At 57.0% G+C, this 26,598-nt stretch carries 26 protein-coding genes; 17 read left to right on the top strand and 9 right to left on the bottom strand.

From position 1 onward, the window contains the following. Positions 1–43: 43 nt before the first annotated feature. The gene (locus tag QOL67_RS13670; RefSeq protein ID WP_283426537.1) at positions 44–730 is read right to left on the bottom strand and encodes a response regulator transcription factor; all 687 of its coding nucleotides are present in this window, start codon (positions 728–730) and stop codon (positions 44–46) included. 191 nt (positions 731–921) lie between these two features. Here QOL67_RS13670 and QOL67_RS13665 point away from each other — a divergent pair, with 191 nt between their 5' ends. Both QOL67_RS13665 and QOL67_RS13660 read left to right on the top strand, forming a co-directional pair. Beyond that, complete coding sequence (locus QOL67_RS13665; RefSeq protein WP_283426536.1) at positions 922–1,677, top strand: META domain-containing protein; 756 nt, start codon at positions 922–924, stop codon at positions 1,675–1,677. A gap of 91 nt (positions 1,678–1,768) precedes the next feature. Continuing rightward, a complete protein-coding gene (locus QOL67_RS13660) occupies positions 1,769–1,951 on the top strand; it encodes a hypothetical protein (protein WP_283426535.1) in 183 nt (60 codons plus the stop codon). Here the strand turns inward: QOL67_RS13660 and QOL67_RS13655 are convergent. Further along, complete coding sequence (locus QOL67_RS13655; RefSeq protein ID WP_283426534.1) at positions 1,939–2,709, bottom strand: alpha/beta fold hydrolase; 771 nt, start codon at positions 2,707–2,709, stop codon at positions 1,939–1,941. The genes QOL67_RS13660 and QOL67_RS13655 overlap by 13 nt on opposite strands. 73 nt (positions 2,710–2,782) lie before the next feature. Here QOL67_RS13655 and QOL67_RS13650 point away from each other — a divergent pair, with 73 nt between their 5' ends. Next, entirely contained in the window at positions 2,783–3,157 is a 375-nt protein-coding gene (locus tag QOL67_RS13650; protein ID WP_283426533.1) for a hypothetical protein, read from the top strand. On the opposite strand, the gene QOL67_RS13645 is transcribed toward QOL67_RS13650, so the two are convergent. Then, positions 3,154–4,332 (bottom strand): winged helix-turn-helix domain-containing protein, encoded by a 1,179-nt coding sequence (locus QOL67_RS13645; RefSeq protein WP_283426532.1) that lies wholly within the window; start codon positions 4,330–4,332, stop codon positions 3,154–3,156. The two genes, QOL67_RS13650 and QOL67_RS13645, sit on opposite strands and share 4 nt — an antisense overlap. A 117-nt stretch (positions 4,333–4,449) precedes the next feature. Here QOL67_RS13645 and QOL67_RS13640 point away from each other — a divergent pair, with 117 nt between their 5' ends. The 3 genes from QOL67_RS13640 to QOL67_RS13630 all read left to right on the top strand — a co-directional run bounded on the left by QOL67_RS13640 (position 4,450) and on the right by QOL67_RS13630 (position 6,190). Continuing rightward, the gene (locus tag QOL67_RS13640) at positions 4,450–5,049 is read left to right on the top strand and encodes a TetR/AcrR family transcriptional regulator (RefSeq protein ID WP_283426531.1); all 600 of its coding nucleotides are present in this window, start codon (positions 4,450–4,452) and stop codon (positions 5,047–5,049) included. 121 nt (positions 5,050–5,170) lie between these two features. Beyond that, positions 5,171–5,851 (top strand): PspA/IM30 family protein, encoded by a 681-nt coding sequence (locus tag QOL67_RS13635; RefSeq protein WP_283426530.1) that lies wholly within the window; start codon positions 5,171–5,173, stop codon positions 5,849–5,851. 54 nt (positions 5,852–5,905) lie between these two features. Further along, positions 5,906–6,190, top strand: a complete 285-nt coding sequence (locus QOL67_RS13630; RefSeq protein ID WP_283426529.1) for a YiaA/YiaB family inner membrane protein — start codon at positions 5,906–5,908, stop codon at positions 6,188–6,190. A gap of 58 nt (positions 6,191–6,248) precedes the next feature. Here the strand turns inward: QOL67_RS13630 and QOL67_RS13625 are convergent, their stop codons facing one another. Further along, entirely contained in the window at positions 6,249–7,124 is an 876-nt protein-coding gene (locus QOL67_RS13625; RefSeq protein ID WP_283426528.1) for a LysR substrate-binding domain-containing protein, read from the bottom strand. Positions 7,125–7,221: 97 nt separating this feature from the next. Here QOL67_RS13625 and QOL67_RS13620 point away from each other — a divergent pair, with 97 nt between their 5' ends. Next, entirely contained in the window at positions 7,222–7,413 is a 192-nt protein-coding gene (locus QOL67_RS13620; protein WP_283426527.1) for a hypothetical protein, read from the top strand. Positions 7,414–7,597: 184 nt separating this feature from the next. Here the strand turns inward: QOL67_RS13620 and glyA are convergent, their stop codons facing one another. Beyond that, complete coding sequence (gene glyA / locus QOL67_RS13615; protein ID WP_283426526.1) at positions 7,598–8,896, bottom strand: serine hydroxymethyltransferase; 1,299 nt, start codon at positions 8,894–8,896, stop codon at positions 7,598–7,600. A gap of 188 nt (positions 8,897–9,084) precedes the next feature. Here glyA and QOL67_RS13610 point away from each other — a divergent pair, with 188 nt between their 5' ends. Next, positions 9,085–9,846: an NAD kinase gene (locus QOL67_RS13610; RefSeq protein WP_283426525.1), complete on the top strand. Its 762-nt coding sequence runs from the start codon at positions 9,085–9,087 to the stop codon at positions 9,844–9,846. Positions 9,847–9,941: 95 nt separating this feature from the next. Here the strand turns inward: QOL67_RS13610 and prpE are convergent, their stop codons facing one another. Further along, complete coding sequence (prpE, locus tag QOL67_RS13605; protein WP_283426524.1) at positions 9,942–11,834, bottom strand: propionate-CoA ligase PrpE; 1,893 nt, start codon at positions 11,832–11,834, stop codon at positions 9,942–9,944. Positions 11,835–12,151: 317 nt separating this feature from the next. On the opposite strand from prpE, the gene QOL67_RS13600 reads away from it, so the two are divergent. Further along, positions 12,152–12,754: a YceI family protein gene (locus QOL67_RS13600; protein WP_283426523.1), complete on the top strand. Its 603-nt coding sequence runs from the start codon at positions 12,152–12,154 to the stop codon at positions 12,752–12,754. A 62-nt stretch (positions 12,755–12,816) separates the two neighbouring features. Here the strand turns inward: QOL67_RS13600 and QOL67_RS13595 are convergent, their stop codons facing one another. Next, positions 12,817–15,096, bottom strand: a complete 2,280-nt coding sequence (locus QOL67_RS13595; RefSeq protein ID WP_283426522.1) for an NADP-dependent malic enzyme — start codon at positions 15,094–15,096, stop codon at positions 12,817–12,819. Positions 15,097–15,292: 196 nt separating this feature from the next. On the opposite strand from QOL67_RS13595, the gene QOL67_RS13590 reads away from it, so the two are divergent. The 7 genes from QOL67_RS13590 (at position 15,293) to QOL67_RS13560 (ending at position 22,372) form a co-directional block, all read left to right on the top strand. After that, on the top strand, positions 15,293–16,384 hold the full coding sequence (locus QOL67_RS13590; protein ID WP_283426521.1) for a cupin domain-containing protein: 1,092 nt from the start codon (positions 15,293–15,295) through the stop codon (positions 16,382–16,384). Further along, positions 16,381–16,788, top strand: coding sequence for a cytidine deaminase (locus QOL67_RS13585; RefSeq protein WP_283426520.1), 408 nt, complete (start codon positions 16,381–16,383; stop codon positions 16,786–16,788). Before QOL67_RS13590 ends, QOL67_RS13585 begins: the two co-directional genes overlap by 4 nt. Before the next feature lie 17 nt (positions 16,789–16,805). Then, positions 16,806–18,110 carry a thymidine phosphorylase gene (locus QOL67_RS13580; RefSeq protein WP_283426519.1) on the top strand — a complete coding sequence of 435 codons (1,305 nt, stop codon included), beginning with the start codon at positions 16,806–16,808 and terminating at the stop codon, positions 18,108–18,110. Then, on the top strand, positions 18,110–19,318 hold the full coding sequence (locus QOL67_RS13575; RefSeq protein ID WP_283426518.1) for a phosphopentomutase: 1,209 nt from the start codon (positions 18,110–18,112) through the stop codon (positions 19,316–19,318). The genes QOL67_RS13580 and QOL67_RS13575 overlap by 1 nt, the downstream gene beginning before the upstream one ends. Then, positions 19,315–20,301 (top strand): adenosine deaminase, encoded by a 987-nt coding sequence (locus QOL67_RS13570; protein ID WP_283426517.1) that lies wholly within the window; start codon positions 19,315–19,317, stop codon positions 20,299–20,301. The genes QOL67_RS13575 and QOL67_RS13570 overlap by 4 nt, the downstream gene beginning before the upstream one ends. Continuing rightward, on the top strand, positions 20,298–20,930 hold the full coding sequence (gene upp / locus QOL67_RS13565; protein WP_283426849.1) for a uracil phosphoribosyltransferase: 633 nt from the start codon (positions 20,298–20,300) through the stop codon (positions 20,928–20,930). Before QOL67_RS13570 ends, upp begins: the two co-directional genes overlap by 4 nt. 77 nt (positions 20,931–21,007) lie before the next feature. Further along, the gene (locus QOL67_RS13560; RefSeq protein ID WP_283426516.1) at positions 21,008–22,372 is read left to right on the top strand and encodes an SPOR domain-containing protein; all 1,365 of its coding nucleotides are present in this window, start codon (positions 21,008–21,010) and stop codon (positions 22,370–22,372) included. A gap of 22 nt (positions 22,373–22,394) precedes the next feature. On the opposite strand, the gene QOL67_RS13555 is transcribed toward QOL67_RS13560, so the two are convergent. Both QOL67_RS13555 and fsa read right to left on the bottom strand, forming a co-directional pair. Beyond that, a complete protein-coding gene (locus tag QOL67_RS13555; protein ID WP_283426515.1) occupies positions 22,395–23,405 on the bottom strand; it encodes a hypothetical protein in 1,011 nt (336 codons plus the stop codon). A 127-nt stretch (positions 23,406–23,532) separates the two neighbouring features. Further along, positions 23,533–24,186, bottom strand: a complete 654-nt coding sequence (gene fsa / locus QOL67_RS13550; protein WP_283426514.1) for a fructose-6-phosphate aldolase — start codon at positions 24,184–24,186, stop codon at positions 23,533–23,535. A gap of 179 nt (positions 24,187–24,365) precedes the next feature. Between fsa and QOL67_RS13545 the strand changes: the two genes are divergently transcribed. Continuing rightward, a complete protein-coding gene (locus QOL67_RS13545) occupies positions 24,366–26,561 on the top strand; it encodes a primosomal protein N' (protein ID WP_283426513.1) in 2,196 nt (731 codons plus the stop codon). The last annotated feature ends 37 nt before the right edge of the window (positions 26,562–26,598 follow it).

Genomic DNA, 26,598 nt, shown 5'->3' with positions numbered 1-26,598 from the left:
TCCCGCAGCTCTCCTCAAAGCCGCTCGTGGCAGATTAGGCTGCCTACCCGCTGCTGCGCAAGTGTTCCTCAAAACTGGCTTCTTTGGCAATCAACACGGCCTGTGTGCGCGAATGAACGCCAAGTTTGCGCATGATTGCAGTCACATGGGCTTTCACGGTGGTTTCAGCAATCGACAGCTCGAATGCAATTTGTTTGTTGAGTTTGCCTTCGCAGATGCGGTCCAGGATGCGGGCTTGCTGAGTGGTCAAGCTGGCCAAACGGTCAACCGCGTCTTTTGTTGGGTCGTGCTCGTTGCAGGTTGGCATGTGGCCTTCTGGCACGAAGATCCGGTCCTGTGCCAACGCCTCAAGAGCGCGGCGAAACATGTCACGTTGGCTGTGTTTGGGAACAAATCCTGCGGCACCGGCATTGAGCGCTGCATTGATGATGCGCGTGTCTGCCATGGAAGAGACCACCAGCACTTTGGCATTTGTGGCTTTGCGCAGGCGCAGCAGGCCGTCAAAACCGTCCACGTCCGGGAGGTTCAAGTCCAGCACCACCAAATCAGGGTGCGGCCCGTGTTCAAGCCGATCTAGCGCGTCGGCGAGGCAGGGGGCTGTTGCAACTTCTGTAATTGGAGCGATGGCCTGTAAGGTCATGACCAAGGCGTCACAGAACAGCGGATGGTCATCGACCACAAGCGCGTGGGCGAACCGGTTCAAAACTGGGGATTTGGTATCGTTGGACATAACGGCAGCCTAGCAGAGCAGGCAAGCAGGCCAAGGGGGGCAAAGGTCGTAACACGTGCGGAAATTTGGGTTTTGTTTCGGGAGGGCCTATTGGCGGGGAGTTGCCGAAGAGATGTTTCCCCCTTGGTGCAACAGGATCTCGCGCATAGGTAGTTGAGGACAACATGAGAAACGTAGTTGGGAACAGTGATATGGTAGGTATAACGAAGACATCCGCAGGCCTGAAGGTGGGTATGGTTTTGGCAATGTGCCTTGGAGCTGGCAGTGCGATGGCTGATTTTCAGACGCTCAATGGATCTGTCTTATACCGGGAAAAGATTGCGTTGCCACCGGAGGCTTTGGTCGAGGTCACGCTGGAAGATGTCAGCAAGATGGATGTGAAATCCACGGTGTTGGCGCGTCAAACCTTGAAGCCAAGCGGACAGGTGCCAGTGGCCTATCAGTTGACGTATGATGATGGGATGGTCGATGAGCGCGGGCGTTATTCCGTGCGCGCGGTGATCCGAGTGGGCGACAATGTGATGTGGCGTAGCACGCAGAGTTTTGCGGCGCTGACTGAAGATGCCCCCGAGACCGTGGATGTTGTGGTGGAAAAAATGGTTCAACGTGCTGAAAATGCCCTGAGCGGCAGCGATTGGGTGGTTGTGCAAATGAATGGCAACACCGTTCAAGAGGCACGGGTGCCAGAGTTGAAGTTTGCGCCGGATGGTCGTGTGAGCGGCACCAGCGGCTGCAATCGATTCACTGGAAACTATACCGAAAAGGGTAGTCAATTGGAGTTTGGGCCTCTGGCGACAACCCGTATGGCGTGCCCCGGAGATCTAGGCCAACAAGAGACCACGTTTTTTCAGACCTTGGCAAAAGTGACCGCGTATGGCGTGCGTGATGGGCAAAAGGTGCTGCTTGACACCAGCGGTGCGGTGGTAATGCAATTGTTGGCAGAGTGACGCACGACAAGTGAGCGTGGGCTGATCCAAATCAAAGCTGGCGGCGCATATCTTTGTCAAAACCTCCGTCATCAACTGAAGGAGACAGCCCATGTTGCGTTTGGCATCAATTCTACATCTGTTTATTGGGTCCACGTTGGCCGGTGTTGGCGTGATCGCCGCGTTGGTAACCGGTGTGAACACCGGAATGGGGTTGTTTCTTGTCGCGCTAGCTGGCTTTGTGATTGGTTTCCCGGTGAGCTGGAAGGTGGCACAGGCGCTTTACGCGCGCTGATCCAAGTCCAGCCACGCCTGCACCGATGCGATGAACTCGCGTGGTTTCTCCGCGTGTAACCAATGGCCTGCACCGGTGATTTTGGCAAAGCGGGCCTTTGGAAATTTGTCGCGGATGATGGGGCGGTACTCATGGCTGACATAGTCTGAGGTCGCACCCGACAAAAACAATGTTGGGCCGCCGTAGAGGCCGCCAACATCAGGGAAATCAAGGATTTTGGGCATCTCGCGGTTGAGCACATCCAGGTTCAGCCGCCAACGCTGCTCTTTCACGTCCAAGGATTGGGTGAAGAAAGTTTGCAGCGTGGTGTCGTCGAGATATTGCGCTAGCTGAGCGGTTGCGTCGGAGCGTTTGGTGACTTTGCTGAGGTCAACGGCGCGCATAGCCTGAATGTTTTGGTTTTGATCGTGGCTGTAAGCTACCGGGGCGATGTCAGCCACAATCAAGCGGTTGACCAATTCCGGTTGGGTGAGGGCAAGAACCATTGCAGCCTTACCCCCCATGGAGTGTCCAAGAACGTCCATTGGTTTGCCCTGCGCCTGAATAACTTCGGCGAGGTCAGCGGCCATATCCTCGTAAGAATGGTTGTCATACCAAGGGCTGAGGCCGTGATTGCGCTGATCCACGCAGAGAATACGGCGGGTGGCCGAAAGCCGTTTTGCGATAGCGCCCCAGTTGCGGCCGGAGCCAAACAGCCCGTGCACAATGAGAAGATCCGGTTCAGCAGTGGCAGCGCCATGTTCGATGAAGTTCAACATAGCGGTGTGATAGCGCGCTCCGCAGGCAGGTTCCAGAGTTGAGTGTTCTGTGGCCGCAGTCTAGGGTGCGCGCATGATGACGACGCAGGACATTCAGGCCAAAGAGGCCCGACTTTTGGAATTGGCCAAAGAGAAATTTGGTGTGCGGGCCAAGACTTTGAGCCGTGCCATGAAGAAAATTGGACGACGTGTGCCATCGCGGCTGCACCGGCAAGCCGAGGTGTTTGTCGCGGCGCAACGTCTGGGTGGGCATCCAAAACTGATGATGCAGGCTGATGATGTGGCTGTGAACAAAGCGTTTGATGAGATTGTTGCGCATCTGGAGACCATTGACGTGGCGGATCGGCGCAAGGCCGCGTTGCTAAATCTTGCGGCTGCGCTGAGCTTTAACGTGATGGTTGTTGTGGTGCTGGTGATCCTTGTGCTGCGCTGGCGGGGGCTGATTTAGCCAGTATTTGGCGTGCGAGGGCAGTTCCAAAGAATGTTTGGCGCACCGATAAAGCGGCCCATGCGGGTGAGCTCGGCGTCCAGTTTTTTTGCCCGCGCGTCGGTCCAGCGGATGCCGGGTTCGGACCAAAGTTGTGTGATGCTAATCTCCCCTTTATTGCGGTTGGCCTTGGCTTCCAGACGGCCAACAAACCGATCTCCCTCCAAGAGAGGGTAGACGTAGTAGCCCCACTGACGTTTGGCGGCAGGGACGAAGATTTCAATGCGGTAGTCAAATCCAAAAAGTCGAGACAGCCGGTCGCGGTCGCGGATCACCGGGTCAAATGGATTGAGGATGCGCAGGCGGGACGTGGGGGCAGTGATCTGGTCCAGGCGCTGCGCAATGTCGGCGGGCGCTTGCATAGGCAGCCATTGTCGACTGGCGGTTTGCACTTCGACGTCAATCAAATTGGCTGTTGTCATCCAATTTTTTACGTCTGAAGTGTCCACGGCCTCCCAGAAGCGTTTGATGTCGCCTGAGGTGGCAAAGCCAAGCCTGTCGATGGCTTGCGTGCAGAGCCAGTCGATTTGATCCGTGTGGTTGATGTGCTGGTCACGGAGGGTATCAGGAATGACGCGCTCTGGCAGGTTGTAGAATTTTTTAAAGTTGTGCCGGTGGCAGGTTGCCAGTTCGCCCGCGTACCACAGGTAATCCAGGGCCTGTTTGTGCGGGGGGCGGGACCACATTTCCTTGGGGCCTTCGATTTTGGTGTCAAAAGCCTCAGTAGAGAGCGCGCCTTCGTTTGCGATGCGGGATTTGATGTCTTCGGTGTCGACCTTGGTAAGGGCGGTTTTGAACCAGCCCTTTTGATCCATGCGGGATTTGCGGCGGTCAAACTGCGCCCGCCAGTAGGGGTAGGTCTCGATTGGTAAGACGCTGGCGTCATGGGTGAAATGCTCGAATACGGTGCGGTCTTCCGCCAGAAGCGTGTTCAGCATGGGCTCGCGGTAGTTTTGATTGCGTGACCAAAGGATGTGGTGATGCGCGCGTGACAGGACTTGGATGCTGTCCAACTGTACAAAGCCCAGTTTGCCAATGGTGGCGCGTGGCTCGGCGGGGCCGGTGGGGGGGTCAGACAGACCTTGCAGGGAGAGCCAGAGGTGGCGGGCGTCCCGATTTGAAATGCGAATACTCATGGCGGCACTCTAGGGAGTTTCCCGAACAAAGGAAGAACATTCTGTGGGGTGGATCGGAGACTTGGCAATTCTTAGCGGTACGGGTAATTGTGAACGCAGTTCAAAATGTGGGGAAATATGGCTGGCAAGGTGGCAGAGCGGCGCGCGGCGTTGCGCGAGCGATTGATTGAATTGGCGGAAGAGCAGGTTGCAGCGGGGGGCTTGTCGTCTCTCAAAGCGCGCGAGCTGGCCAAAGGGGCAGGCTGCGCGGTTGGTGCCATCTATAACGTGTTTGAGGATTTGCACGGTCTGGTGCTTGAGGTGAACGGGCGCACGTTCAAGAAACTCGGAACAGCGGTGTCTGTTTCATATGATGGCAGCGAAAGCCCGCGCCAACGGCTTATTCTCATGTCCAATGCCTATCTGGAGTTTGCTGTCGCACATCCAAAGCTGTGGCGGGCGTTGTTTGATGTGGAGATGACAGAAGGTGGACCGGTGCCTGAGTGGTATCTGTCGTCCTTGGGGGCGCTGTTTGGCAATATTCGCGCGCCGCTGTCGGAGCTTTATGCAGAAATGGGTGATGAGGAGCTGGGGTTGATGACTCGGGCGATGTTTTCTGCTGTGCATGGAATCGTGCTTCTGGGGCTGGAGAATCGCATCTCTGGCGTGCCGCCGGAGCATATTCGGATGATGATTGCGCAGGTTCTTTCCCGAATTGGGCCGGAAGTCGCGGTGTAAATCTAAGTAAAATCAGTCTCTTGCAAAAAAAGATGAACGCCGTTCAAGAAATATCTTGAACGGCGTTCAGGAAAATTCTATCACTCTATTTGTGAACGATGTTCAAGAAATGGAGCGACAGATGTTCGGAACTTTGAAAACATTGATTGTAGGGGCAAACGCCCGGGCCGAAGAACAGGTGCGTGACGTCTATGCCATTGAGCTGATTGATCAAAAAATCCGCGAGGCGAGTGCAAACCTGAAGGCGGCAAAGGTGGCTTTGGCCGGTTTGATCCAGCGGGAGCGCGGTGAGCAGCGCCAAATCGAAACTTTGGAAGGCCGCATTGTGGATCTGCTAGCGCGTGCCAAACAGGCCCTTGCAGAGGGTCGAGATGATCTGGCGCAGCAAGCAGCGCAAGCGATTGCGGATCTGGAAAACGAGTTGGCGGGGCGTCAGCAAACTCAAGCGCGCCTGGAAGCGCGGATTATGCAGCTGCGCCAATCCGTCGAAACGGCCCACCGCCGTATCATCGACTTGAAGCAGGGCGCAGTGACCGCGCGTGCCATACGCAAAGAGCAAGGGATCCAGAGGTCCATGAACCGTCATCTGGCAGGAGACAGCCCGTTTGAGGAAGCTGAAGCTCTGATTTCCCGCGTGATGGGCGGAGACGATCCGTTTGAACAAGGCGAAATCCTGCGTGAAATCGACAGTGGCCTGAACCATGGCGATATCGCGGGGCGCATGGCGGATGCCGGATTTGGGGATGTGAGCAAAGCAACTGGTGCGTCCGTGATGGACCGCCTGAAAACCCAATCCAAATAAAACCGCCGCTTTCGGCAAGACAATATTCAAACCTAAAAATTCGGAGAAACCAAAATGACTGATCGTAATGACAATTCCACCATCGTAATGCTCAACATGGCCGGTGTGGCGCTGGCCTATGTATTGCTGGGGATTTCACTCTGGCTATCCACTGACGTGCCGCTGTCGACCAAAGGCTTTTGGGGCATGGGTATTGTGCTTCTCACGATCAGCTTGATCAATGTGGTGAAGTACCGTTTTGACAACCAGCAGCGTGATGATCGCATTCGCCGCATCGAAGAAGTACGCGACGAGAAGATGCTGGAAGAGGCGCTGTTGGACACGAAGCCAAACACCTAAACCTCCGAGTTTCCAACACGGCACCCGGGATTGCACCCGGGTGCTTTCTGTTGCGGTGTTAGGTTTTGGCCTCTTCCATGAGCCACTTTCGAAGAGCGCGTTTTTTACCGCTGAGAGGGCGAGGCAAAGTGACCAAATGATAGCCTAGGTCCGTGCGGGGCAGGCTGGAAATCTGCACAAGCGTGCCAAACGCAACTTCGCGTTCCACAAGGGATTTTGGGTGCACTGACACGCCAAGGCCCGCGACGGTAGCGGAGAGTACAAGCTCGTTGGTTTCCAATGACGTCATTTCAACCGTGTCGAGGTTGAGGCCAGCGTCTTCGACGACTTTTCGCCATTCCAGCATGTGCAGGTCCATGAGCCACGGGTGATGTCCTGCGTCAGCGAGGCTGAGATTTGTTGTCTGATTTACAAGTTTTGGGGATGCCACAACCCAGAATTCTCCGGATGTAAGCAACTCACTGGTCACGCCGGGCCAATGCCCGTTGCCAAAGCGGATGGCCATATCAAAGCCGTCCCGGCGCAGGTCGATCAAATTGACACTTGGGTTGATGCTGAGCGAGATCTCGGGGTGCTTTTGCCAGAAACCACCAATACGCGGCATGAGCCAGTTGGCAGCAAACGAGGGCGTGACGCTGATACTGAGCGGACGGTCTTCCTTTGTGCGCTGGAGGGCGGAGACGCCATCGGAGATGATTTCAAACCCCTCAGAAAGGTGTTGGGCGAGGTGACGCCCGTTTTCCGTGAGCGCAACGCCGCGCCCAGAGCGAAACAGCAAAGGCGTGGAAAGGTCAGTTTCCAATGTACGCACATGTTGGGCGATGGCCGCGTGGGTCACGTTCAACTCCCGCGCTGCCGCGCTTAGGTTTTGGTGGCGCGCCGCGGCTTCAAATGCTCGAAGGGCCGCGAGCGACGGGAGGGTTGCCCAATCCATACTGTAACTCCAGCTTACATATTAAAAGCCATATTGAATCGCTTTTGCTGCTATAGTCCACCATGTTTGAAGCAGATCAACACAAGGAACGTCAGATATGTTGGGAATTCTTTCAAATAGCTTTCAAGTTGCCACCCGTCAGGAACGTTGGGGAGGTGAGGACACGGCGGCGCCTACTGACCGCAAATTGCAAGCGCATTGGCGCGAAGACCGGCGCGAACGCTTTGCCCCCAAAAGTGTTTCGGATCAGGCGGCTGAGAGTGCGCGTCCCAAACTGTTTGGGTGGTGATTGGGGCGGAAAGTTACAGCCGACGCCACTGCAGGAGGTGGGGATAGGGCGCGCGGTTATACGCTTCGCTGCGTGTCCCATCCGTCACTCATTGCGCTTCCCCTCAGATACAAACTGGCAAACAGAAAAGGCCGCCGCTGAAATGTCCAGCGACGGCCCAATAATTTTTTTGCTGCCCGTTGTTTTACAGGTTTGGGTATAGCGGGAAGCGGGCGCAGAGTGCGGCCACTTTGGCGCGCACGGAAGCTTCCACTTCGGCATTTCCCTCTTCACCATTGGCGGCCAGACCATCGACCACTTCGACAATCATGTCCGCAATGGCGCGGAATTCATCTTCGCCAAAGCCACGGGTGGTGCCCGCAGGAGTGCCCAGGCGCAGACCAGACGTGACCATTGGCTTTTCAGGGTCAAACGGAATGCCGTTTTTGTTGGTGGTGATGTGGGCGCGGCCCAGAGCTTTGTCGGCGATGTTGCCGGTCACAGCTTTCGGGCGCAGATCCACCAGCATCACGTGCGTATCAGTGCCGCCGGTGACGATGTCCAGGCCACCTTTGATCAGCTGATCGGCCAAGGCCACAGCATTTGCGCGTACTTGTTTTTGGTACTCTTTGAACTCAGGGCGCAGGGCTTCACCAAAGGCGACGGCCTTGGCCGCGATGACGTGCATCAACGGGCCACCCTGAATGCCCGGGAAGATTGCCGAGTTCAGTTTCTTGGCGATGTCCGCATCGTTGGTCAGGATCATGCCGCCACGTGGGCCACGCAGGGTTTTATGCGTGGTGGTGGTGGCAACATGCGCATGTGGGAACGGCGATGGGTGCTCACCAGCGGCAACCAGACCAGCGATGTGTGCCATGTCGACCAGCAGGTAGGCGCCAACCATATCCGCAATCTCACGGAAGCGGGCAAAGTCGATCTGGCGCGGAATGGCGGAGCCACCGGCGATGATCATCTTTGGCTGGTGCTCTTTTGCCTGGGCTTCGACCTGATCGTAGTCGATCAGGTTGTCGTCGCGGCGCACACCGTAAGACACAGCGTTGAACCATTTGCCGGATTGGTTGGGGCGTGCACCGTGGGTCAGGTGGCCGCCGGAGGCCAGATCCATGCCAAGGATGGTGTCGCCGGGTTGGATCAGTGCCTGGAAGGTCCCTTGATTGGCTTGCGAACCAGAGTTTGGCTGTACGTTGGCAAATTCACAGCCAAACAGCTCTTTGGCGCGGTCGATCGCAAGCGTTTCGGCCACGTCCACATACTGACAGCCACCGTAGTAGCGTCGTCCCGGGTAGCCTTCGGCGTATTTGTTGGTCAGCACGGTACCTTGCGCTTCCATCACGGCCGCGGACACGATGTTCTCAGAGGCGATCAGCTCAATCTCGTCGCGCTGGCGGCCCAGCTCGTCGGTGATCGAGCCAAACAGCTCTGGGTCGCGGGAGGCGAGGGATTCAGTGAAAAAGCCAGCATCACGGGTGGTGGACATGGGCATGTGCTCCAGATCAGGGGTTCGCGTTGATGCGGTTCCTAAAGGAAAGGTTGCTGTGTTGAAAGGTCTCAAAGCGACGCAAAACCTTGCCTGACCGCCGAAGATGGTGCAGGGGATAAACATATGACGCCATAGGAAACCTTTGGCGGGGCAGGGAAACCTGCTGGTGTTTGACTGGAGCTGGGACCGATATGTCCGAAAGAATCGCCTTTATGGCCAGCAACGCGCCGGTGGCGCAAACCGCACGGGCCGCATTGATTGGCCGGTATGGCGATGTCGCGCCCGAAAAGGCGGACGTGATTGTCGCGCTGGGCGGAGATGGCTTTATGCTGCACATATTGCATGACACTCAGTCTTTGTCGGCGCCAGTCTATGGCATGAACCGCGGCACGGTTGGGTTCTTGATGAACACCTACTCTGAGAGTGATTTACCGGAGCGGCTGTCGGCGGCGGAAGAAGAGAAGCTCAATCCGCTGGCGATGCGGGCGACCTGTGTGGACAACTCCGTGCATGAGGCGCTGGCAATTAACGAAGTGTCTTTGCTGCGAGCTGGTCCTCAAGCGGCCAAACTGCGTATCAAGATTGATGGTCGGTTGCGTATGGAAGAATTGGTTTGTGATGGCGCGTTGATCAGTACGCCTGCTGGCTCTACTGCCTATAACTATTCTGCTCATGGCCCAATCCTGCCGATTGGCTCAGATGTTCTTGCGCTCACAGCAATTGCACCATTTCGGCCGCGCCGGTGGCGGGGGGCGTTGGTGCCCAAGCTGGCAACGGTGTCCTTTGAGGTGCTAGAAAGCCAGAAGCGCCCGGTGATGGCGCATGCGGACAGCCGGTCGATTGAGAATGTTGCCTCTGTCGAGATTCGATCAGACGAGAGCGTCGCGCACCGCATTCTGTTTGATCCCGGCCATGGTCTCGAAGAGCGGCTTATTCGCGAGCAGTTTGTCTAAATGAAAAGCGCGCCACATGTGCGGCGCGCGATTATTCATTCAAATACCCGAAAATCGCGGGGGTGGTGCGGGGGCTGGCCCCGCCGCTCCTGTGTTTACGCTTTGGCGTATCCAAGGCTTTGCAGTGCTTCGGTGATTTCATCCAGTATGACCGGATCATCAATGGTCGCCGGCATTTTCCACTCGGTGCCATCAGCGATGCTGACCATCGTGCCGCGCAGGATTTTACCGGAGCGCGTCTTGGGAAGACGATCCACCACAACGGCCAGTTTGAAAGCCGCCACCGGGCCGATTTTCTCGCGCACCAGTTTCACAACTTCTTTCACCACGTCGCTGTTGTTGCGATCCGCCCCCGCGTTCAGGCAGAGGAAGCCCACGGGCATTTGGCCTTTGAGTTGGTCTGCGACCCCAATCACCGCGCATTCTGCAACATCAGGATGCCCCGCAAGCACCTCTTCCATGCCGCCGGTGGAGAGGCGGTGGCCGGCGACGTTGATCACGTCATCGGTGCGCGCCATGATGTAGATGTAGCCATCTTCATCAATCATGCCTGCGTCGCCGGTTTCATAATACCCGGGGAAGTTGGTCAGGTAGGATTTTTTGAAGCGGTCTTCGGCATTCCACAGGGTTGGCAGGGTGCCAGGGGGCAAGGGCAGTTTGCTGACAATTGCGCCAAGCTCTCCCGCTGGGAGTTCGTTGCCGCCTTCATCCAGAACTTTCATGTCGTAGCCGGGCATGGGAAGGGAAGGGCTGCCCAGTTTCACCGGCAAAAGTTCAATCCCAACCGGGTTACAGATGGCCGGGTAGCCCAGTTCAGTCTGCCACCAGTGGTCGATGATCGGTTTCTTGAGTTGGTCTTGCGCCCACATGATGGTGTCGGGATCGGCGCGTTCCCCGGCGAGGAAAACCTGATCCAAGCAAGAAAGGTCGTATTGCTTCACAAGGTCCCCTTTGGGGTCCTCGCGTTTCACGGCCCGGAAGGCGGTGGGGGCAGTGAAAAAGGTTTTGACGTTGTGCTCAGAAATCACCCGCCAAAAGGTGCCAGCGTCAGGCGTGCCAACGGGTTTGCCTTCAAACACGATGGTGGTGTTGCCGTGGATCAGTGGCGCGTAGGTGATGTAGCTGTGGCCGACAACCCAGCCCACATCAGAGGCCGCCCAGAAAACATCGCCAGGATCCACGTTGAAGACGTTCTTCATGGTCCAATTCAGCGCAACCAAATGGCCTGCGGTATGGCGTACCACGCCCTTGGGTTGGCCTGTGGTTCCGGAGGTGTAAAGGATGTAGGCTGGATGGTTGCCCTCAACCGGCACACATTCGGCGGGTTCCACGCCATATTGGAAGCCGTGCCAATTGAAATCGCGACCTTCGACCAACTGTGCCACTTCTTGCTCTCGTTGGAAAATCACACAGAAGTCGGGCTTGTGGGTGGCAAGGTCAACTGCGCCGTCCAGGAGTGGTTTGTAGTGCACGACGCGGCCCGGCTCTAGCCCGCAGGAGGCGGCGATGATGGCCTTGGGTTTGGCATCGTCAATGCGCACGGCCAACTCGTTGGCGGCAAAGCCGCCAAACACCACGGAGTGGATCGCGCCAAGGCGGGCGCAGGCCAGCATGGCTTCGAGCGCTTCAGGGATCATTGGCATGTAGATGATGACGCGGTCGCCTTTCTCGACACCTTTGGCGCGCAGGGCGCCAGCGAGGGAGGCGACGCGATTGCGCAGCTCCACATAGGAGATCTCGCGCTTGGAGTGGGTGATGGGGCTGTCGTGAATAATCGCGGTTTGCTCGCCGCGGCCTGCCTCGACGTGGCGATCCACGGCGTTCCAGCAGGTGTTGACCTTGGCGTCGGAGAACCACTCATACATGTGGTCGCCCTTGTCAAAGAGCGCCTTGCTGGGTGGGGTATCCCAGTCAATCGCGTCTGCCGCCTGCATCCAGAATGCTTCGGGATCGTTTTTCCAACCGTTGTAGACGTCCTGATATGACATGGGGTCCTCCTCTTCCTACTCAAATGGATAGAGGAGGGAGGATTGTCGCGGCAAGTCTTGGCGCGTTTGGCGTGGCAGATTATCGCAGAAAGTTTGCAAGTTAGGCTGCCTCCTTTCTGCAAACTTTAGCAAACTTCCATTATTTTGCGGGTTTCGGCCAACTTTTAGTTGGATTTGCAAATGTGCAAAGTTTGGTTTGCGGTCTCAGTGGTCGACGTGCCGGACGTCGCGCAAATGTGTCAGTTGGTTTGCGGCGAGTGTGCCATACTGTGACCTTTCACTGTTGGAGTACCGGGATGCGCGCCGAGAATAGGTCAATGATGACGCTGTGTGCTGTTCTCTGCCGCAAGCTCGCGTCGTTTCTTCATTTGCTGATCTGGGCGACAGCTCTTCACGCAGCGCCGCAGCAATATTATTTGGACGGTGACGCAAGCGTCGTTGGCTTCACGTACTACTTGAATGGTGTGAAAACGGAAGGGCAGATGCCGGTGCACTCGGCCGAGCTTTTTCTGGATTTACGCAACATCGAGCGCAGTCGCATTGATGTCACGCTCAATCCACAAAAGGCAGTTGCAGGGTTTGTGTTTGCAACCGAAGCTCTGAAAGGTGCGCGTGTGTTGGATGTGCGCAATCACCCAACCATCCGGTTTGTCGCGCGTGAGATCACCGGTTCGATCCACAAGGCGCAGGTCACTGGGGACTTAACCGTGCGGGGGATTTCAAAACCCGTGACGCTTTCGGCGCAGCTGTTTCGTCAGCGCGGTACGAAGGTTGGAGATCTGGACAACCTATCCATATTACTCACGGGAAAGCTCGATCGAACAGAGTTTGGTGCGACGGGGTACCAGGATTTTGTGGGACGTCAGATTGATCTGACCATTCTTGCGCGGGTGCGCCGAGGCGGCAGCCAATCTAACTAAAGCAGTTTCGAGCGATGTCGCGAGGGGAGCGTTGCCTCCCCTCGTAATCGGCTGGATAGGGGTTACCCGTATTGGGTCACCGGAGTGCCCGCAATCGCCGCCATGTTGAGGAGCCCACGCGCTGTTATGGATTGACTGACAATGTGAGCGCGGTTGCCCATGCCCATCAGGATTGGGCCAACCTCCAGCGCGTCAGCGCGCATTTTCAGGATGTTGCGCACGCCAGACGCCGCATCAGCGTTGGCAAAGATCAACACATTAGCGGCCCCTTCCAAACGGGTGCGTGGGAAAACGCGGGCGCGTAGATCAGGATCCAGAGCGGTATCGACGTTCATTTCGCCCTCATAGGCAAAGTCACGTGGCCGGCTGTCCAGAATTTCGATGGCTTCGCGCAAGCGTTTGCCAGAACCCTGGCGATGGTTGCCAAACTGACTTTGTGAGCAAAGCGCAATGTTAGGTTCCAATCCAAAGCGACGCACATGGCGGGCAGCGCCGATGGTGATGCGTGCGATGTCTTCAGGGCTGGGCAACTCATGCACCTGCGTGTCAGCAATGAACAAGGGGCCGTCTTCGAGGATCATCAGGGAGAGTGCGCCGTGGGGTGACAGAGATTTGTTGCCCAAAACCTGTGTGATGTAGTTGAGGTGCCAGCGGTATTCTCCAAAAGTGCCGCAGATCAGGCTGTCTGCCTCTTCACGGTGCACCATGATTGATCCAATCGCGGTGGAGTTGGTGCGCATGATGGCTTTGGCGAGGTCTGGCGTGACGCCTTCGCGCTCCATCAACTCGTGATAGCTGTTCCAGTAGTCATAGTAGCGCGGGTCGTTCTCTGGGTTCACGATCTGGAAGTCCTGACCTGGGCGAATGGACAAGCCTGCGCGTTCGCAGCGGGCTTCGATCACCTCGGGGCGGCCTATCAGGATTGGGGTTTCGGTGGTTTCTTCCAAGATTGCTTGGGCTGCGCGCAGGACCCGTTCGTCCTCACCTTCAGAGAACACAATGCGGCGTGCGGCTTTGCGGGCGGTTTCAAATACGGGGCGCATCAACAGCGCAGATTTGAAGACCGACTGGTTGAGCTTGTGGATATAGGCGTCGATGTCGTCGATCGGGCGGGTTGCAACACCGCTGTCCATGGCGGCTTTGGCCACGGCGGCGGAGACAACGCCCACCAGACGCGGATCAAACGGTTTTGGGATCAGGTATTCTGCGCCAAAGGTGAGTTGCTCCCCTTTGTATGCGGCAGCGGCTTCGGCAGAGGTGGTGGCACGCGCAAGTTCGGCGATGCCGTTGACGCAGGCAACGCACATCTCATCATTGATCTCCGTGGCGCCCACATCCAGTGCGCCGCGGAAAATGAACGGGAAACAGAGGACATTGTTGACTTGATTGGGGAAGTCCGAGCGGCCTGTGGCGATGATTGCATCGGGCGCCACTTTGCGGGCCAGATCGGGCATGATTTCCGGGGTCGGGTTGGCGAGGGCAAAGATGATTGGCTGCGGGGTCATCTTCTCGACCAGTTCTGGCTTCATCACGCCGGGGCCGGAGAGGCCGAGGAACATGTCGGCGCCGTCGATCACGTCTTCAAGCGTTCGCAGGTCGGTTTTCTGAGCAAATTCGGCCTTCTGTGGATTCATGTCCTCTTCGCGGCCTTCATAGACCAAGCCGTGAATGTCGCAGAGCCAGATGTTTTCACGCTTTACACCCAGTTTGAGCAGCATGTTGAGGCAGGCGATGCCTGCGGCGCCGCCACCGGTGGAGACAATTTTGATGTCTTCGAATTTTTTGTCAGCCACTTGCAGCGCGTTGGTGGCGGCTGCGCCAACAACAATGGCAGTGCCGTGCTGATCATCGTGGAACACCGGGATGTTCATCCGTTCACGGCACAGTTTTTCAACAACAAAGCACTCTGGTGCCTTGATGTCTTCGAGGTTGATTGCGCCAAAGGTTGGCCCCATGGCGCAGACGATGTCAGCGAGTTTTTCAGGGTCGGATTCGTCCAACTCAATGTCAAAGCAGTCGATGTTGGCAAATTTCTTGAACAGAACCGCCTTGCCTTCCATCACTGGTTTGGACGCCAGTGCGCCGATGTTTCCGAGGCCGAGCACGGCTGAGCCGTTGGAAACCACTGCCACAAGGTTTTGGCGGGCGGTATAGAGGGCTGCGTTGGCGGGGTCGTCTTTGATCTCCAAGCAGGCCTCGGCCACACCAGGTGAGTAGGCGCGCGAGAGGTCGCGACCGTTGGCCAGCGGCTTGGTGGCGCGGATCTCGAGTTTCCCCGGCTTTGGGTTGGCGTGGTAAAAAAGAGCGGCGTCGCGCAGAGATTGATTGCGATTGTCGGACATGGCGGACCTCATAGTGCGCAGGGCGCAGCGGCGGTTTGTGGGTGGTCAAAATTTGGTTCAGCATTAAACTAGTTTTTCTTCCGAGGGAATGGGCAAATGTAACTTGGCCGAAGCGCCCAAATTTCACCGTTGAGTTTTTGACCATTTGGTTACATTCTCGGTAAATTCTGCCGTGAGAGAGCAATGGGGAGTGGGAATGGAAGAGATTAAAGCTGAAGTGCGATTGCCAACGCGGGAATTGCGTGATGACATCCCCTTTTACACCAAAGTGCTCAAAATGCGCATGGACATGATTTACCCGGCGGATGATCCAACGGTTGCGGTGTTCTCAGGACATGGTTTACGGGTGCGCATTGAGAAAGACGCGCAAGACGCGCCGGGATGTATTCGTATCCTGACAGATGACCCGGATGAGTTTGCCGATGGTGCCCGACGGCTCATAGCGCCCAACGGGACCAAGATTGAAATTGAGGAACTGAACCCGCCACTGGTTTTGCCAGAAGTGCAGCACTCCTTTGTGGTGCGTCGGTTGGCGGATCAGGCCCCGTGGGTGATTGGCCGCGCGGGCATGCATTACCGCGATTTGGTGCCGGATCGTTTGGGCGGTGCGATGATTGCCAGTCATATCCGCATCCCCGACGGTGGGCCCGTGCCCGACATGGTGCACTACCACAAAGTGGGGTTTCAACTGATCTTCTGCGTGAACGGCTGGGTTGACGTGCTGTATGAAGACCAGGGCGGCATGCGGCGTTTGAATGCGGGTGACTGTTTTATCCAGCCACCTGAAATCCGGCATCGGGTTTGTGAGGCAAGTGACGATCTGCAAGTGATCGAGATTGGGGTTCCAGCTGATCATGTGACTGAAATTGATCATGAGATGCGATTGCCGACTCCCTATGATCGACCAGAGCGTGAATGGGATGGTCAGCGGTTTGTGCATAACCTTGCCGATGGTGCCGATTGGCACAAGTTCCGGCTGCCAGGGTTTGTTTGCCGGGACACCACCATTGCCGCCAACACCAAAGATGTGGCTGGCGTGCAAGTGGTCCGACGGGGGGATGGCGCGCCGCAATGGGCGCATCACGATGCAGATATCCACTTTACCTTTGTGATGAAGGGCACGATGGTTTTGGAGGGAGAAGGGCGGGAGCCTTTTACCTTGGAAGTCGGGGACGCCTTTGTCATCCCGCCCGGAATGAAAACCCGCTACGCCAATCCCAGTGCGGACATCGAGTTGCTCGAGGTTGCACTGCCAGGGGCGTTTAAAACGAAAGTGATAGCGACATGAGTTTGGAAAAAGCCGCCTTTGCAGTGCGCGAAAATGCATATGCCCCATATTCAAATTTCAAGGTAGGCGCCGCAATCACGTCTGAAGCGGGCACAATCTATGCTGGGTGCAATGTGGAGAATATCGCCTATCCGGAAGGCACTTGTGCGGAGGCTGGCGCGATTGCGGCAATGGTAGCGTCCGGTGAGACAAAGCTGACCGAAGTGTTTGTGGTGGCCGATAGCAAGCAGCCGGTGAGTCCCTGTGGCGGGTGCCGTCAAAAGCTTGCGGAGTTTGGTGGCAAGGATACGGTGGTGACCTTGGCCAATCTGGATGGTGTGCGCGTGACAATGACGATGGCAGAGCTTCTGCCGGGGGCGTTTGGTGCCGACCATATGGATGCCGACCACCAAGATCGCGACTGATACGTAAGGAGACACCCATGGACGCACGGGCCATCATCGCGCAGTTGCGCAAAGGAGAAGACCCCAGTCGCGAGGAATTGGCCTGGTTTGCCAGAGGCTTGGCGGACGGCACTGTGAGTGATGCACAGGCTGGGGCTTTTGCCATGGGCGTGTGTGTGCGCGGGCTTTCGGAGGATGGGCGCGTGGCGTTCACGTTGGCGATGCGCGACAGCGGGGACACGATGTCTTGGGATTTGCCGGGACCTGCGCTTGATAAGCATTCCACCGGAGGTGTTGGGGATTGTGTGAGCTTGGTTCTAGCACCGGCTTTAGCGGCCTGCGGGGCTTATGTGCCAATGGTGTCTGGGCGCGGGCTTGGGCACACGGGTGGCACCTTGGACAAACTGGAGGCCATTCCCGGCTATCAAACCGGGCTGGGTGAAGACCAGTTTGACACAGTTGTGCGAGAAGTCGGAGCGTCGATTGTCAGCGCGACAGCGGAATTGGCCCCTGCGGACAAGCGGCTCTACGCGGTGCGCGATGTGACCGGGACAGTTGAAAGCCTTGAACTGATCACAGCATCAATTCTGTCCAAGAAGCTGGCGGCGGGGCTGCATGGCTTGGTGCTTGATGTGAAAGTTGGCAGCGGCGCGTTTATGAAAACGCTGAAAGACGCAGAGGCGTTGGCGGACTCGTTGGTGAGCACGGCCAATCTAGCAGGATGTCCAACCAGCGCAGTGATATCAGACATGAGCCAACCGCTTGCACCGTCTTTGGGCAACGCGCTGGAAGTGGCGGAATGCATGGAGGTTCTGTGTGGTGCCAAAGGTGGTCCCTTGGCGGAATTGAGTGTGTCGTTGGGAGGTGTTTTGTTGGCAAACGCAGGGCTGGCCTCGGACGTGGAGGCGGGCGTTGCCAAGATGGTTGACGTGTTGGCCAACGGACAAGCGGCGGAGCGGTTTGGCAAAATGGTTGCAGCGCATGGCGGGCCGATACGTTTTGTTGAGGAATGGCAGCGGTTTTTACCAGAGGCCTCGGTAATCCGAGAAGTGAAGGCGCCGCGTGATGGCTTTGTGGCTGCTATAGACGGTGAGGCGTTGGGTTTGGCGGTTGTTGGGCTTGGTGGCGGTCGTATGGTCGAGAGTGACGTGCTGGATATGGCGGTTGGCTTTTCCGAGGTTGCGCGCCTTGGGGCTCAGGTGAAGGCCGGTGATCCACTTTTGCGGGTCCATGCTAGCCGTGAAGACAAAGCTGATGCGGCTGCGACCGCTGTGCTGGAGGCCATGGACATTGGCGATCAAATGCCCGATATGCCGCCGCTAATCCACGAAAGGAGTCGTTGATGGCACGTGCATTTCTGGTTGTGATGGACTCGGTTGGCATTGGTGGGGCACCGGATGCCGCGCAGTTTTTCAACGAAGACCGCCCCGATACTGGTGCAAATACGCTGGCTCACATCGCACAGGCGTGTGCTGATGGGCGCGCCGAAGACGGGCGCAGTGGACCGTTGAAGGTGCCCAATCTGGATGGCTTGGGCCTTGGCGCAGCGTGTCGGTTGGCGTCTGGTGAGGCGACGCCGGGATTGGATGCAACGCCAGCTGGCGCGTGGGGCGCGGCAACAGAAGTCAGTCCAGGCAAAGATACACCGTCCGGGCACTGGGAGTTGGCCGGTTTGCCGGTGCCGTGGGATTGGGGGTATTTCCCCAAAGCAGAACCTTGTTTCCCTGCGGATTTGACCAAACTGGTGTGTGTGTTAGCTGGCGTGGACGGCATCCTGGGGAATTGCCACGCATCAGGCACGGTTGTCATCAATGACCTGGGTGCGGCGCACGTGAAAACAGGCAGGCCAATTTGCTATACCTCTGCCGATAGTGTGTATCAGATTGCCGCGCATGAAGAGACGTTTGGCCTAGATCGGCTGTTGAAGCTTTGCCAAGATCTTGCGCCAACGTTGCACGAGATGAAGATTGGCCGGGTGATTGCGCGACCGTTTGTGGGCGATGCGGAGACTGGGTTCACACGCACCACCAACCGCCGGGACTACGCCATTGCGCCGCCGGAACCGCTGTTGACCAATTGGGTTCAGGATGCCGGGGGCAAGGTGCAAGGTGTTGGCAAGATAGGCGACATCTTTACGATGGCTGGTATTGATGAGTGTACCAAGGGCGCGGACGCCAAGTTGATGGAGGACTTGCAGGAATTGGTGGGAATCGCTGAGGATGGTAGCCTGACATTTGCCAATTTCGTCGAGTTTGACAGCTTATATGGCCATCGTCGTGACATTTCCGGCTATGCGCGTGCGCTGGAATGGTTTGACTTGGAAATCGGAAAGGTCCTTCAAAATTTGAAGGCGGATGATCTATTGATCCTGACCGCGGATCACGGCAATGACCCAAGCTGGACCGGAACCGACCACACCCGCGAACGCGTGCCTGTGTTGGCCGCTGGTGCGGGCGCAAAAGAAGCCGGGATCATGGATTTTGTTGATGTGGCCGCAACGGTGGCCACTCATTTGGGGATCACACCTCCCCGTGGAAGGAGTTTCTTATGAGCGTTGCGGACCTGCCAAAAGTTGAACTGCACTTGCACCATGAAGGCGCGGCACCACCCGCGTTTATCAAGCAACTGGCGCATGAAAAGAATGTTGACCTTAGCAAGATTTTTGACGCCAACGGTGGCTATGCGTTCCGGGATTTTGTGCATTTCCTGAGCACCTATGAAGATGCCACATCGGTTTTAACCGGACCAGAAGAGTTTGCCCGCCTGACCACAGCGATTTTGGAAGAGAGCGCCAAGAACGGAGTTGTCTATACCGAGAGCTTCATCAGCCCGGACTTCTGTGGTGGCGGTGATGTTGGTGCGTGGCGCGAATATTTGGCGGCGATCCAGGAAGCTGCAAATGCAGCGGAAGCCAAACATGGTATCACGTTGCGTGGTGTTGTGACCGCTGTGCGCCACTTTGGGGCCGATAAATCCAAAACCACGGCGCATTGTGCTGCCGAAACCGCAGGTGACTTTGTGACCGGTTTTGGCATGGGCGGCGACGAAGGCCAATTCACTCAAGGCACGTTCTCTTATGCGTTTGATCAGGCCAAAGAGGCGGGTTTGCAGTTGACCACCCACGCTGGTGAGTTTGGTGGGCCGGAAAGTGTTTGGGACGCGATCAAAGACTTGAATGTGGAACGCATTGGCCACGGTGTTCGCAGCCTTGAAGATCCTGCATTGGTGAAAGAACTGGTGGCCCGTCAGATCACATTGGAAGTCTGCCCGGGCTCCAATGTAGTGCTTGGATTGTTCCCGGACTTTGCAAGCCACCCAATTCAGAAATTGCGTGATGCCGGGGTGAAGGTAACGGTCAGCACAGATGATCCGCCGTTCTTCCACACCACAATGCGCCGTGAGTATGAAGAGCTGTCCAGAGCATTTGGTTGGGACGCGAGCGATTTTGCTGAACTCAACCAGACCGCGCTTGACGCAGCCTTCTGCGACGCTGATACCAAAGCAAAAGTAGCAAAACGATTGGAGCAAGTCTGATGGATCATTTGACAATTGTGGATCACCCGCTGGTACAGCACAAGTTGACCATCATGCGTGATCAGACCACCTCGACGGGTGAGTTTCGTCGGTTGCTGCGTGAGATCAGCCAACTCTTGGCCTATGAGGTCACACGTGAGTTGCCGATGACCACCAAGAAGGTTCAGACGCCAATGGTGGAAATGGACGCGCCAACCTTGGCGGGCCGCAAGCTGGCGTTGGTGTCCATTCTTCGGGCGGGCAACGGCCTGCTGGACGGGATGCTGGAACTGGTGCCATCAGCGCGTGTTGGTTTTGTTGGCTTGTACCGAGATGAAGAAACGCTTGAGCCGGTCCAGTACTACTACAAGGCGCCAAGCGAGCTGGACGAGCGGCTGGTCATTGCCGTTGATCCAATGCTGGCAACTGGCAATAGTTCTGCGGCAGCAATTGATTTGCTGAAGAAGCAAGGCGCGACCAATATTCGGTTCCTCTGCCTTTTGGCTGCTCCTGAAGGTGTGGCACGTATGAAAGAGGCGCACCCGGATGTGCCAATTGTAACGGCGTCTCTGGATGAGCGGCTCAATGAAAAGGGCTATATCTTGCCTGGATTGGGTGATGCGGGCGACCGCATGTTTGGCACGCAATAGGTCAAATTTCGTGTTTTCAACGGTTTACTCGTTGGAAACAAACCGGCTAAGGTGCCCCTACATCTTGTGGGGGCAAAATGAAACTGACCAGTGTTATTGCGATCGGAGTGATCGTGAGTTCCTTGGGCATAGGTGCGGTCACTGCACAGTCCATTAGTTCAAACCAATTGCCGGCGGAGTTCCCGCCGCGTGATTTCAAAGGTAAACAATTTGTCGACAGTCGTGGATGTGTTTACATTCGTGCGGGTGTTGATGGGGCCACAACCTGGGTGCCGCGTGTGACTCGGGAACGCAAGGTTATCTGTGGGTTCAAGCCAACCTTTTCGAAGGCGCAAACCACCACCAACGCGGCCCCCAAGCTCGATAAAAATGTTGTGCAAATTCAGCCCGCAGCGCCAGAAGCGGGTGCTCCTGCGGTAGCTGTTGCGCCTAAGGCGACCACCAAAGCACCAACCACAACGACATCTACGCGCACAGCCAAAACCACAACCAAGACAACGACACGAACTACAACTGCGCCAAAGCAGGCCAAAGGTGCCCCCTTATATACCACGCCTACTGCTGCGCGGCCGACGACAACCACGACAAAGAAGACCACGACCAGAACAGCGGCCCCGACGACGGCTGCTGCGCCTCAGGTCATTCAGCCAGCGCCGACGACAACAACGTCCACCACGTCAACCGTGCGCCGCACCACGAAACAGGCGCCCCGTGCCGCTGGTGTGGTGTCGCCTTGTCGTGAAGGTGTGACCACTTGGAAAGGGTCGCCAATTCGCTGTGGCCCGCAAGCGCTTTCGCCTGTCACGCCGGGAACCGGCCGATCAACTGCACAACCGCCAAAGATGCGGTTTGATCAGAACAGTTCGCTGCGTCGCCCCCCGGTTGGTACGGTTGTAAAGGTTGGCGAAGTCGCCCCCGATGTGCGGGTTGTGCCGCGTCACGTCTATGAGGCCAACAAAGATACACATGTTGTTGCTACGGTGCCGGAAGGGTATCGCCGTGCCTTTGACGACGGCCGCTTGAACGAACGTCGGGCGGAAATGACCCTCGCGGGTCAGGCCCAGATGGCGCAAATCTGGACAACGTCGGTACCAGGCAAGCTTGTCGGCATATCTGAAGATGGCGAGGTGGTTGCCCGTGCAGAAGCCACGTCGGTTGCGCCCGCCACGGTGTCCACGAAATCTGAACCTGCCACAAAATCCCTGCGTTTGGCGGGTACACCTTATGTACAGGTTGGAACATACAGTGATGCGGCCAGCGCAAAAGCTGCGGCCAAGCAGGTTAAACGTCTTGGGTTGCCGGTACGGATTGGGAAATTTCAGCGCGGTGGCGTGACACAGCGCATGGTGCTTGCCGGACCGTTTGCCGGTGCAGATGGTGCCAACGCAGCGCTGGCCAAAACGCAGGGTGCCGGGTTTGATGGCGCGTTTGTACGCCAGTAATTTAGTGGTATCTCCGGCGGTGTCAGCTGCCGCAAATACCTTGTAAAGCAACCCAATAACGATCGATCAGAATGGGTTCGGGCAGGTCTTGGGTGAACGGCGCGGCCTCAATGAGCGGCAAGGTGCTTTCACCAGAAGGATCACGCGCCAACGCATACGGCTGCAAACGCACCCGTTTCTCTTCAAATGCCTTTATCAGGCTGTCGTTTGCAGCCGCCGTCGGAGGTGCGCTGATCAATCGTTCGACATGCTTCAGGAGCAGGTCTTCGGGTAATGCCCCTGAGGTCAAAAGGCGAAGGCTGGCCCTGATGCCGCCGGTTTCCAACACCCCATGAAGCGGGTCCGGAGATGCAGTCTGTGCGGCGACAATGTAGCCGGCAGCCACATCCGGCTCTTCAAAGTCTTCAATAGTGTCGCGTCCCAACAAAACAACATTTCCGGGTAAGGCCACGGCCTCGCGTAAGGCGTTTGGCAAAATGGAAATGGAGCGCACTTGCAGACGTTTTTGCAAGGCGTCCACCGCAGGTACGGCCAATGGGGCACTGCAGGGTTGGCCTGTCAGGCGCGTTGCAAGCTGTTGCATGTCCTGGCCGATGGTCTGCCGCGCCACATTGGGGACAACGCGCAAAGCGTGGTTTGCCAGTGCATTAGGCAGCCAAAAGACCGCCAACCCCGCCACAGTTGCAGCTGACAAAGCCAGCACCGACACTCTCAATCGGCCAGAGGCGTTTTGGGGCCGCGCAACAGCTTTGCGCAGCTTTTCAATCGCCTCAACCAGATCGTCGTGGGTGGCGTCAATCTCGAGGGTTTCGTTGGAATCTCCGTCGGGAAAAAACACAGCCGGATGTTGACCGGGATTGAGGCGGCGCACGGCGGGCAGGGACCAATGGGTCAAAGCGCGATCTTGTGAATCTTTGATGACAAGTGTGGCTTCGCCCAGCGAAACAATCACTTCGCGCCGTTGCACATCTGGTGTTGCGCGCCACAGCGCGGTGCCTTCCAACCGTTGGAATTTGTCTAGTGCAGTGGTCATTACAGGGTGCTCGGCCTCTTATTGCCCAAAACCCTAGCACGGTGGCCTTTGGGGGGGCAATCACATGACAGAAACGAAAAAGGCCCGGAGCGGTGTCCGGGCCTCAAAATCGTTGAGCTATCCTTTGTTACAGGATTTTGATGCCTGCGTCTTTGATGTCCGCGAGGAACGTGGCCAGACCTTTGTCAGTCAGCGGGTGGCTGATCATGGATTTGATCACGCCGGGAGGGGCGGTCATTACGTCGGCACCAACCAGAGCACATTGGGTGGCGTGGTTCACTGTGCGGATAGACGCTGCCAGAATTTCGGTTTCAAAACCGTAGTTGTCGTAGATCTGACGGATGTCTGCGATCAGGTCCATGCCATCGATGTTGATGTCGTCCAGACGGCCAATAAACGGGGAGATGAATGTGGCGCCGGCTTTGGCGGCCAGCAGCGCCTGGTTGGCGGAGAAACACAGGGTCACGTTTACCTTGTGACCATCATCGGTCAGTGTTTTACACGCTTTCAAGCCGTCCCAGGTCAGAGGCACTTTCACAGCAATGTTGTCGGCGATCTCGACCAGCTTGCGACCTTCGGCGATCATCTCGGCAGCGTCGGTGGCGGTCACTTCGGCGGAAACCGGTCCATCAACCAGATCACAGATTTCTTTTGTGACTTCGAGAATGTCACGGCCGGATTTTTTGATCAGCGACGGGTTGGTGGTCACGCCGTCCACCATGCCAGTGGCGTTCAACTCGGCAATGGCATCGATGTCGGCGGTATCTACGAAGAATTTCATGTCATCTCCTCTCCTGCGTGTGCAGGTCTGAAAGGGCGGCGATTGCAACTGCGGGATTGCGCTGCGGCTGTGTTGCCTTTACCCGATAGAGAGCCCTGCTGGAAGTGGGAATGCGTTGGTTTGGCGTATTTTCCGTTAGCGATAACATTTTGTGTGGACCAACGTGGTGTGAGGGACAATTGAGCGAGACCGAGTTCTTTCCTGAAGGTACGTTGATCGCGGTGCTGACCACGCAACCTCTTGACCGGATGTTGGACTACAAGGCACCGGAAGGCGGAGTGCTGCTTGGGGCCTTTGTTGAAGTGCCGTTAGGTCCACGGCGGGTGCTGGGGATTGTCTGGGGAGCTGGCAAAGGCGACTACGACATCAACAAGATCCGCCCTGCGAACCGCGTGTTGGATGTGGCGCCAATGGGCGTGGATATGCGTAATTTCTTACAGCGCGCAGCAGACTATACGCTCACCCCCATGAACGCGATGTTGCGATTGGCAACTCGGGCGCCAGGCTTGTCGGACCCGCCATCGATGCGGAAAATCTACCGACGTGGCGAAGGGGAGCCAGATCGGCAGACAGATGCGCGACGACGCGTTCTTGAGACGCTGGCGAATTACGGCAACTTGGCGTTTACAATGGGCGAGCTGTCAGAGATGGCAGGGGTGACCAATTCCGTGGTCAAAGGCTTGGTGAAGCAGGGTGTTGTGCGCGAGGAAGCCGCGCCGCGTGATACGCCCTTTCCAAGGCTTGATCCTGAGTATGGCGGCAAAGAGTTGTCGGCGGATCAGGAGGTTGGGGCGGAAGTTCTTCGCGTTGGGGTCCAAAGTGGAAAGTATGGCACCACGCTTCTGCGAGGCGTAACTGGTTCCGGCAAGACTGAGGTTTATCTGGAGGCGGTGGCGGAGTGTTTGCGCAAAGGTCGACAAGCGCTGGTTTTGTTGCCGGAAATCGCGCTGACAGCAGAGTTTTTGACTCGCGTCGAGGCGCGGTTTGGGGCCAAACCCGCAGAGTGGCACTCTGGCGTGACCATGACGGAACGGCGACGCACTTGGAAAATGGTTGGCGAAGGTGGTGCGCAGATGGTGATTGGCGCCCGTTCTGCGCTATTTTTGCCGTACCGAGATCTGGGCCTGATCATTGTCGATGAGGAGCACGACACCTCCTATAAGCAGGAAGACGGGGTGCTGTATAACGCGCGGGACATGGCGGTGCTGCGCGCGGCATTGTGTGAGGCACAGGTGGTTTTGGCTTCTGCCACTCCTAGCTTGGAAAGCTGGGCCAATGCTGAGGCGGGCAAATACACAAAGCTGGAGTTGACCAGTCGTTATGGCGCGTCGGTGCTGCCGGAGATGCGGGCAATTGACATGCGCGCTGAGAAACTGCCTGCGAGCCGATGGATTTCTCCCAGTTTGAAAGCGGCGGTGGATGCGCGAATTGCCAAAGGTGAGCAGGCGTTGTTGTTTATCAATCGCCGAGGCTATGCGCCGGTCACCATCTGTCGGGCTTGTGGACATCAGATTGGCTGCGACAACTGTGACGCGCGCATGGTGGAACACCGCTTCCTGAAGCGCTTGCTATGCCACCAATGTGGTGAGACCAAAGCGATGCCGGAGGCGTGTCCATCTTGTGAGGTGGAAGGCAAACTGGCGCCGGTTGGGCCCGGGGTTGAACGGCTGGCCGAGGAGGCGCAGGAGCTTTGGCCCGATGCGCGACAGGCGGTGTTGAGCTCAGATTTGTTTGGCTCTGCCCGTGCGCTCAAAGAGAGTATCAGGGCAATTGCCGATGGCGGAGCCGACATCATAATTGGCACGCAGCTGGTGGCGAAAGGGCACAACTTTCCTTTGTTGACTCTGGTGGGCGTGATTGATGCGGATCTTGGTTTGCAGGGATCAGATCTGCGCGCAGCAGAGCGCACGTTTCAATTGATGCGCCAAGTGGCTGGCCGGGCAGGGCGGTCTGAGCGGGCCGGATTGGCGTTGCTTCAGACCTTTCAGCCCGAGCATCCAGTAATCCGAGCGATCCTAACCGGAGACGAAACAGGGTTCTGGCGGACGCAGGCAGACGAGCGGCGTCAAGCGGTGGTGCCACCGTTTGGGCGCATGGCCGGGATCATTCTGTCCGGAAGTGATGTGACGCAAGTGTTTGATTTGGGCAATGCGCTGGCGCGCAATGCAGGAGCGCTACAGGCCATTGGGGCGCAGGTCTATGGGCCAGCGCCGGCACCAATTGCGCGCGTACGCGGCCGTCACCGCGTTCGATTGCTGGTTAAAGCAGACAAATCGGCGCCGTTGCAAGCAGCTTTGGCGCAGTGGGTTGGGCAGTTCCGCCTCAAAGGTGATTTGCGTCTTGCTGTGGATATTGATCCGCAGAGTTTTTATTAGACTCACTCCTGCGTGCGCTGATGCAGGTTAGCCTGTG

The organism is Shimia sagamensis (assembly GCF_900182745.1).
GTDB classification, from domain to species: domain Bacteria; phylum Pseudomonadota; class Alphaproteobacteria; order Rhodobacterales; family Rhodobacteraceae; genus Shimia; species Shimia sagamensis.
This window is presented reverse-complemented; position numbering and strand designations above follow the sequence as displayed.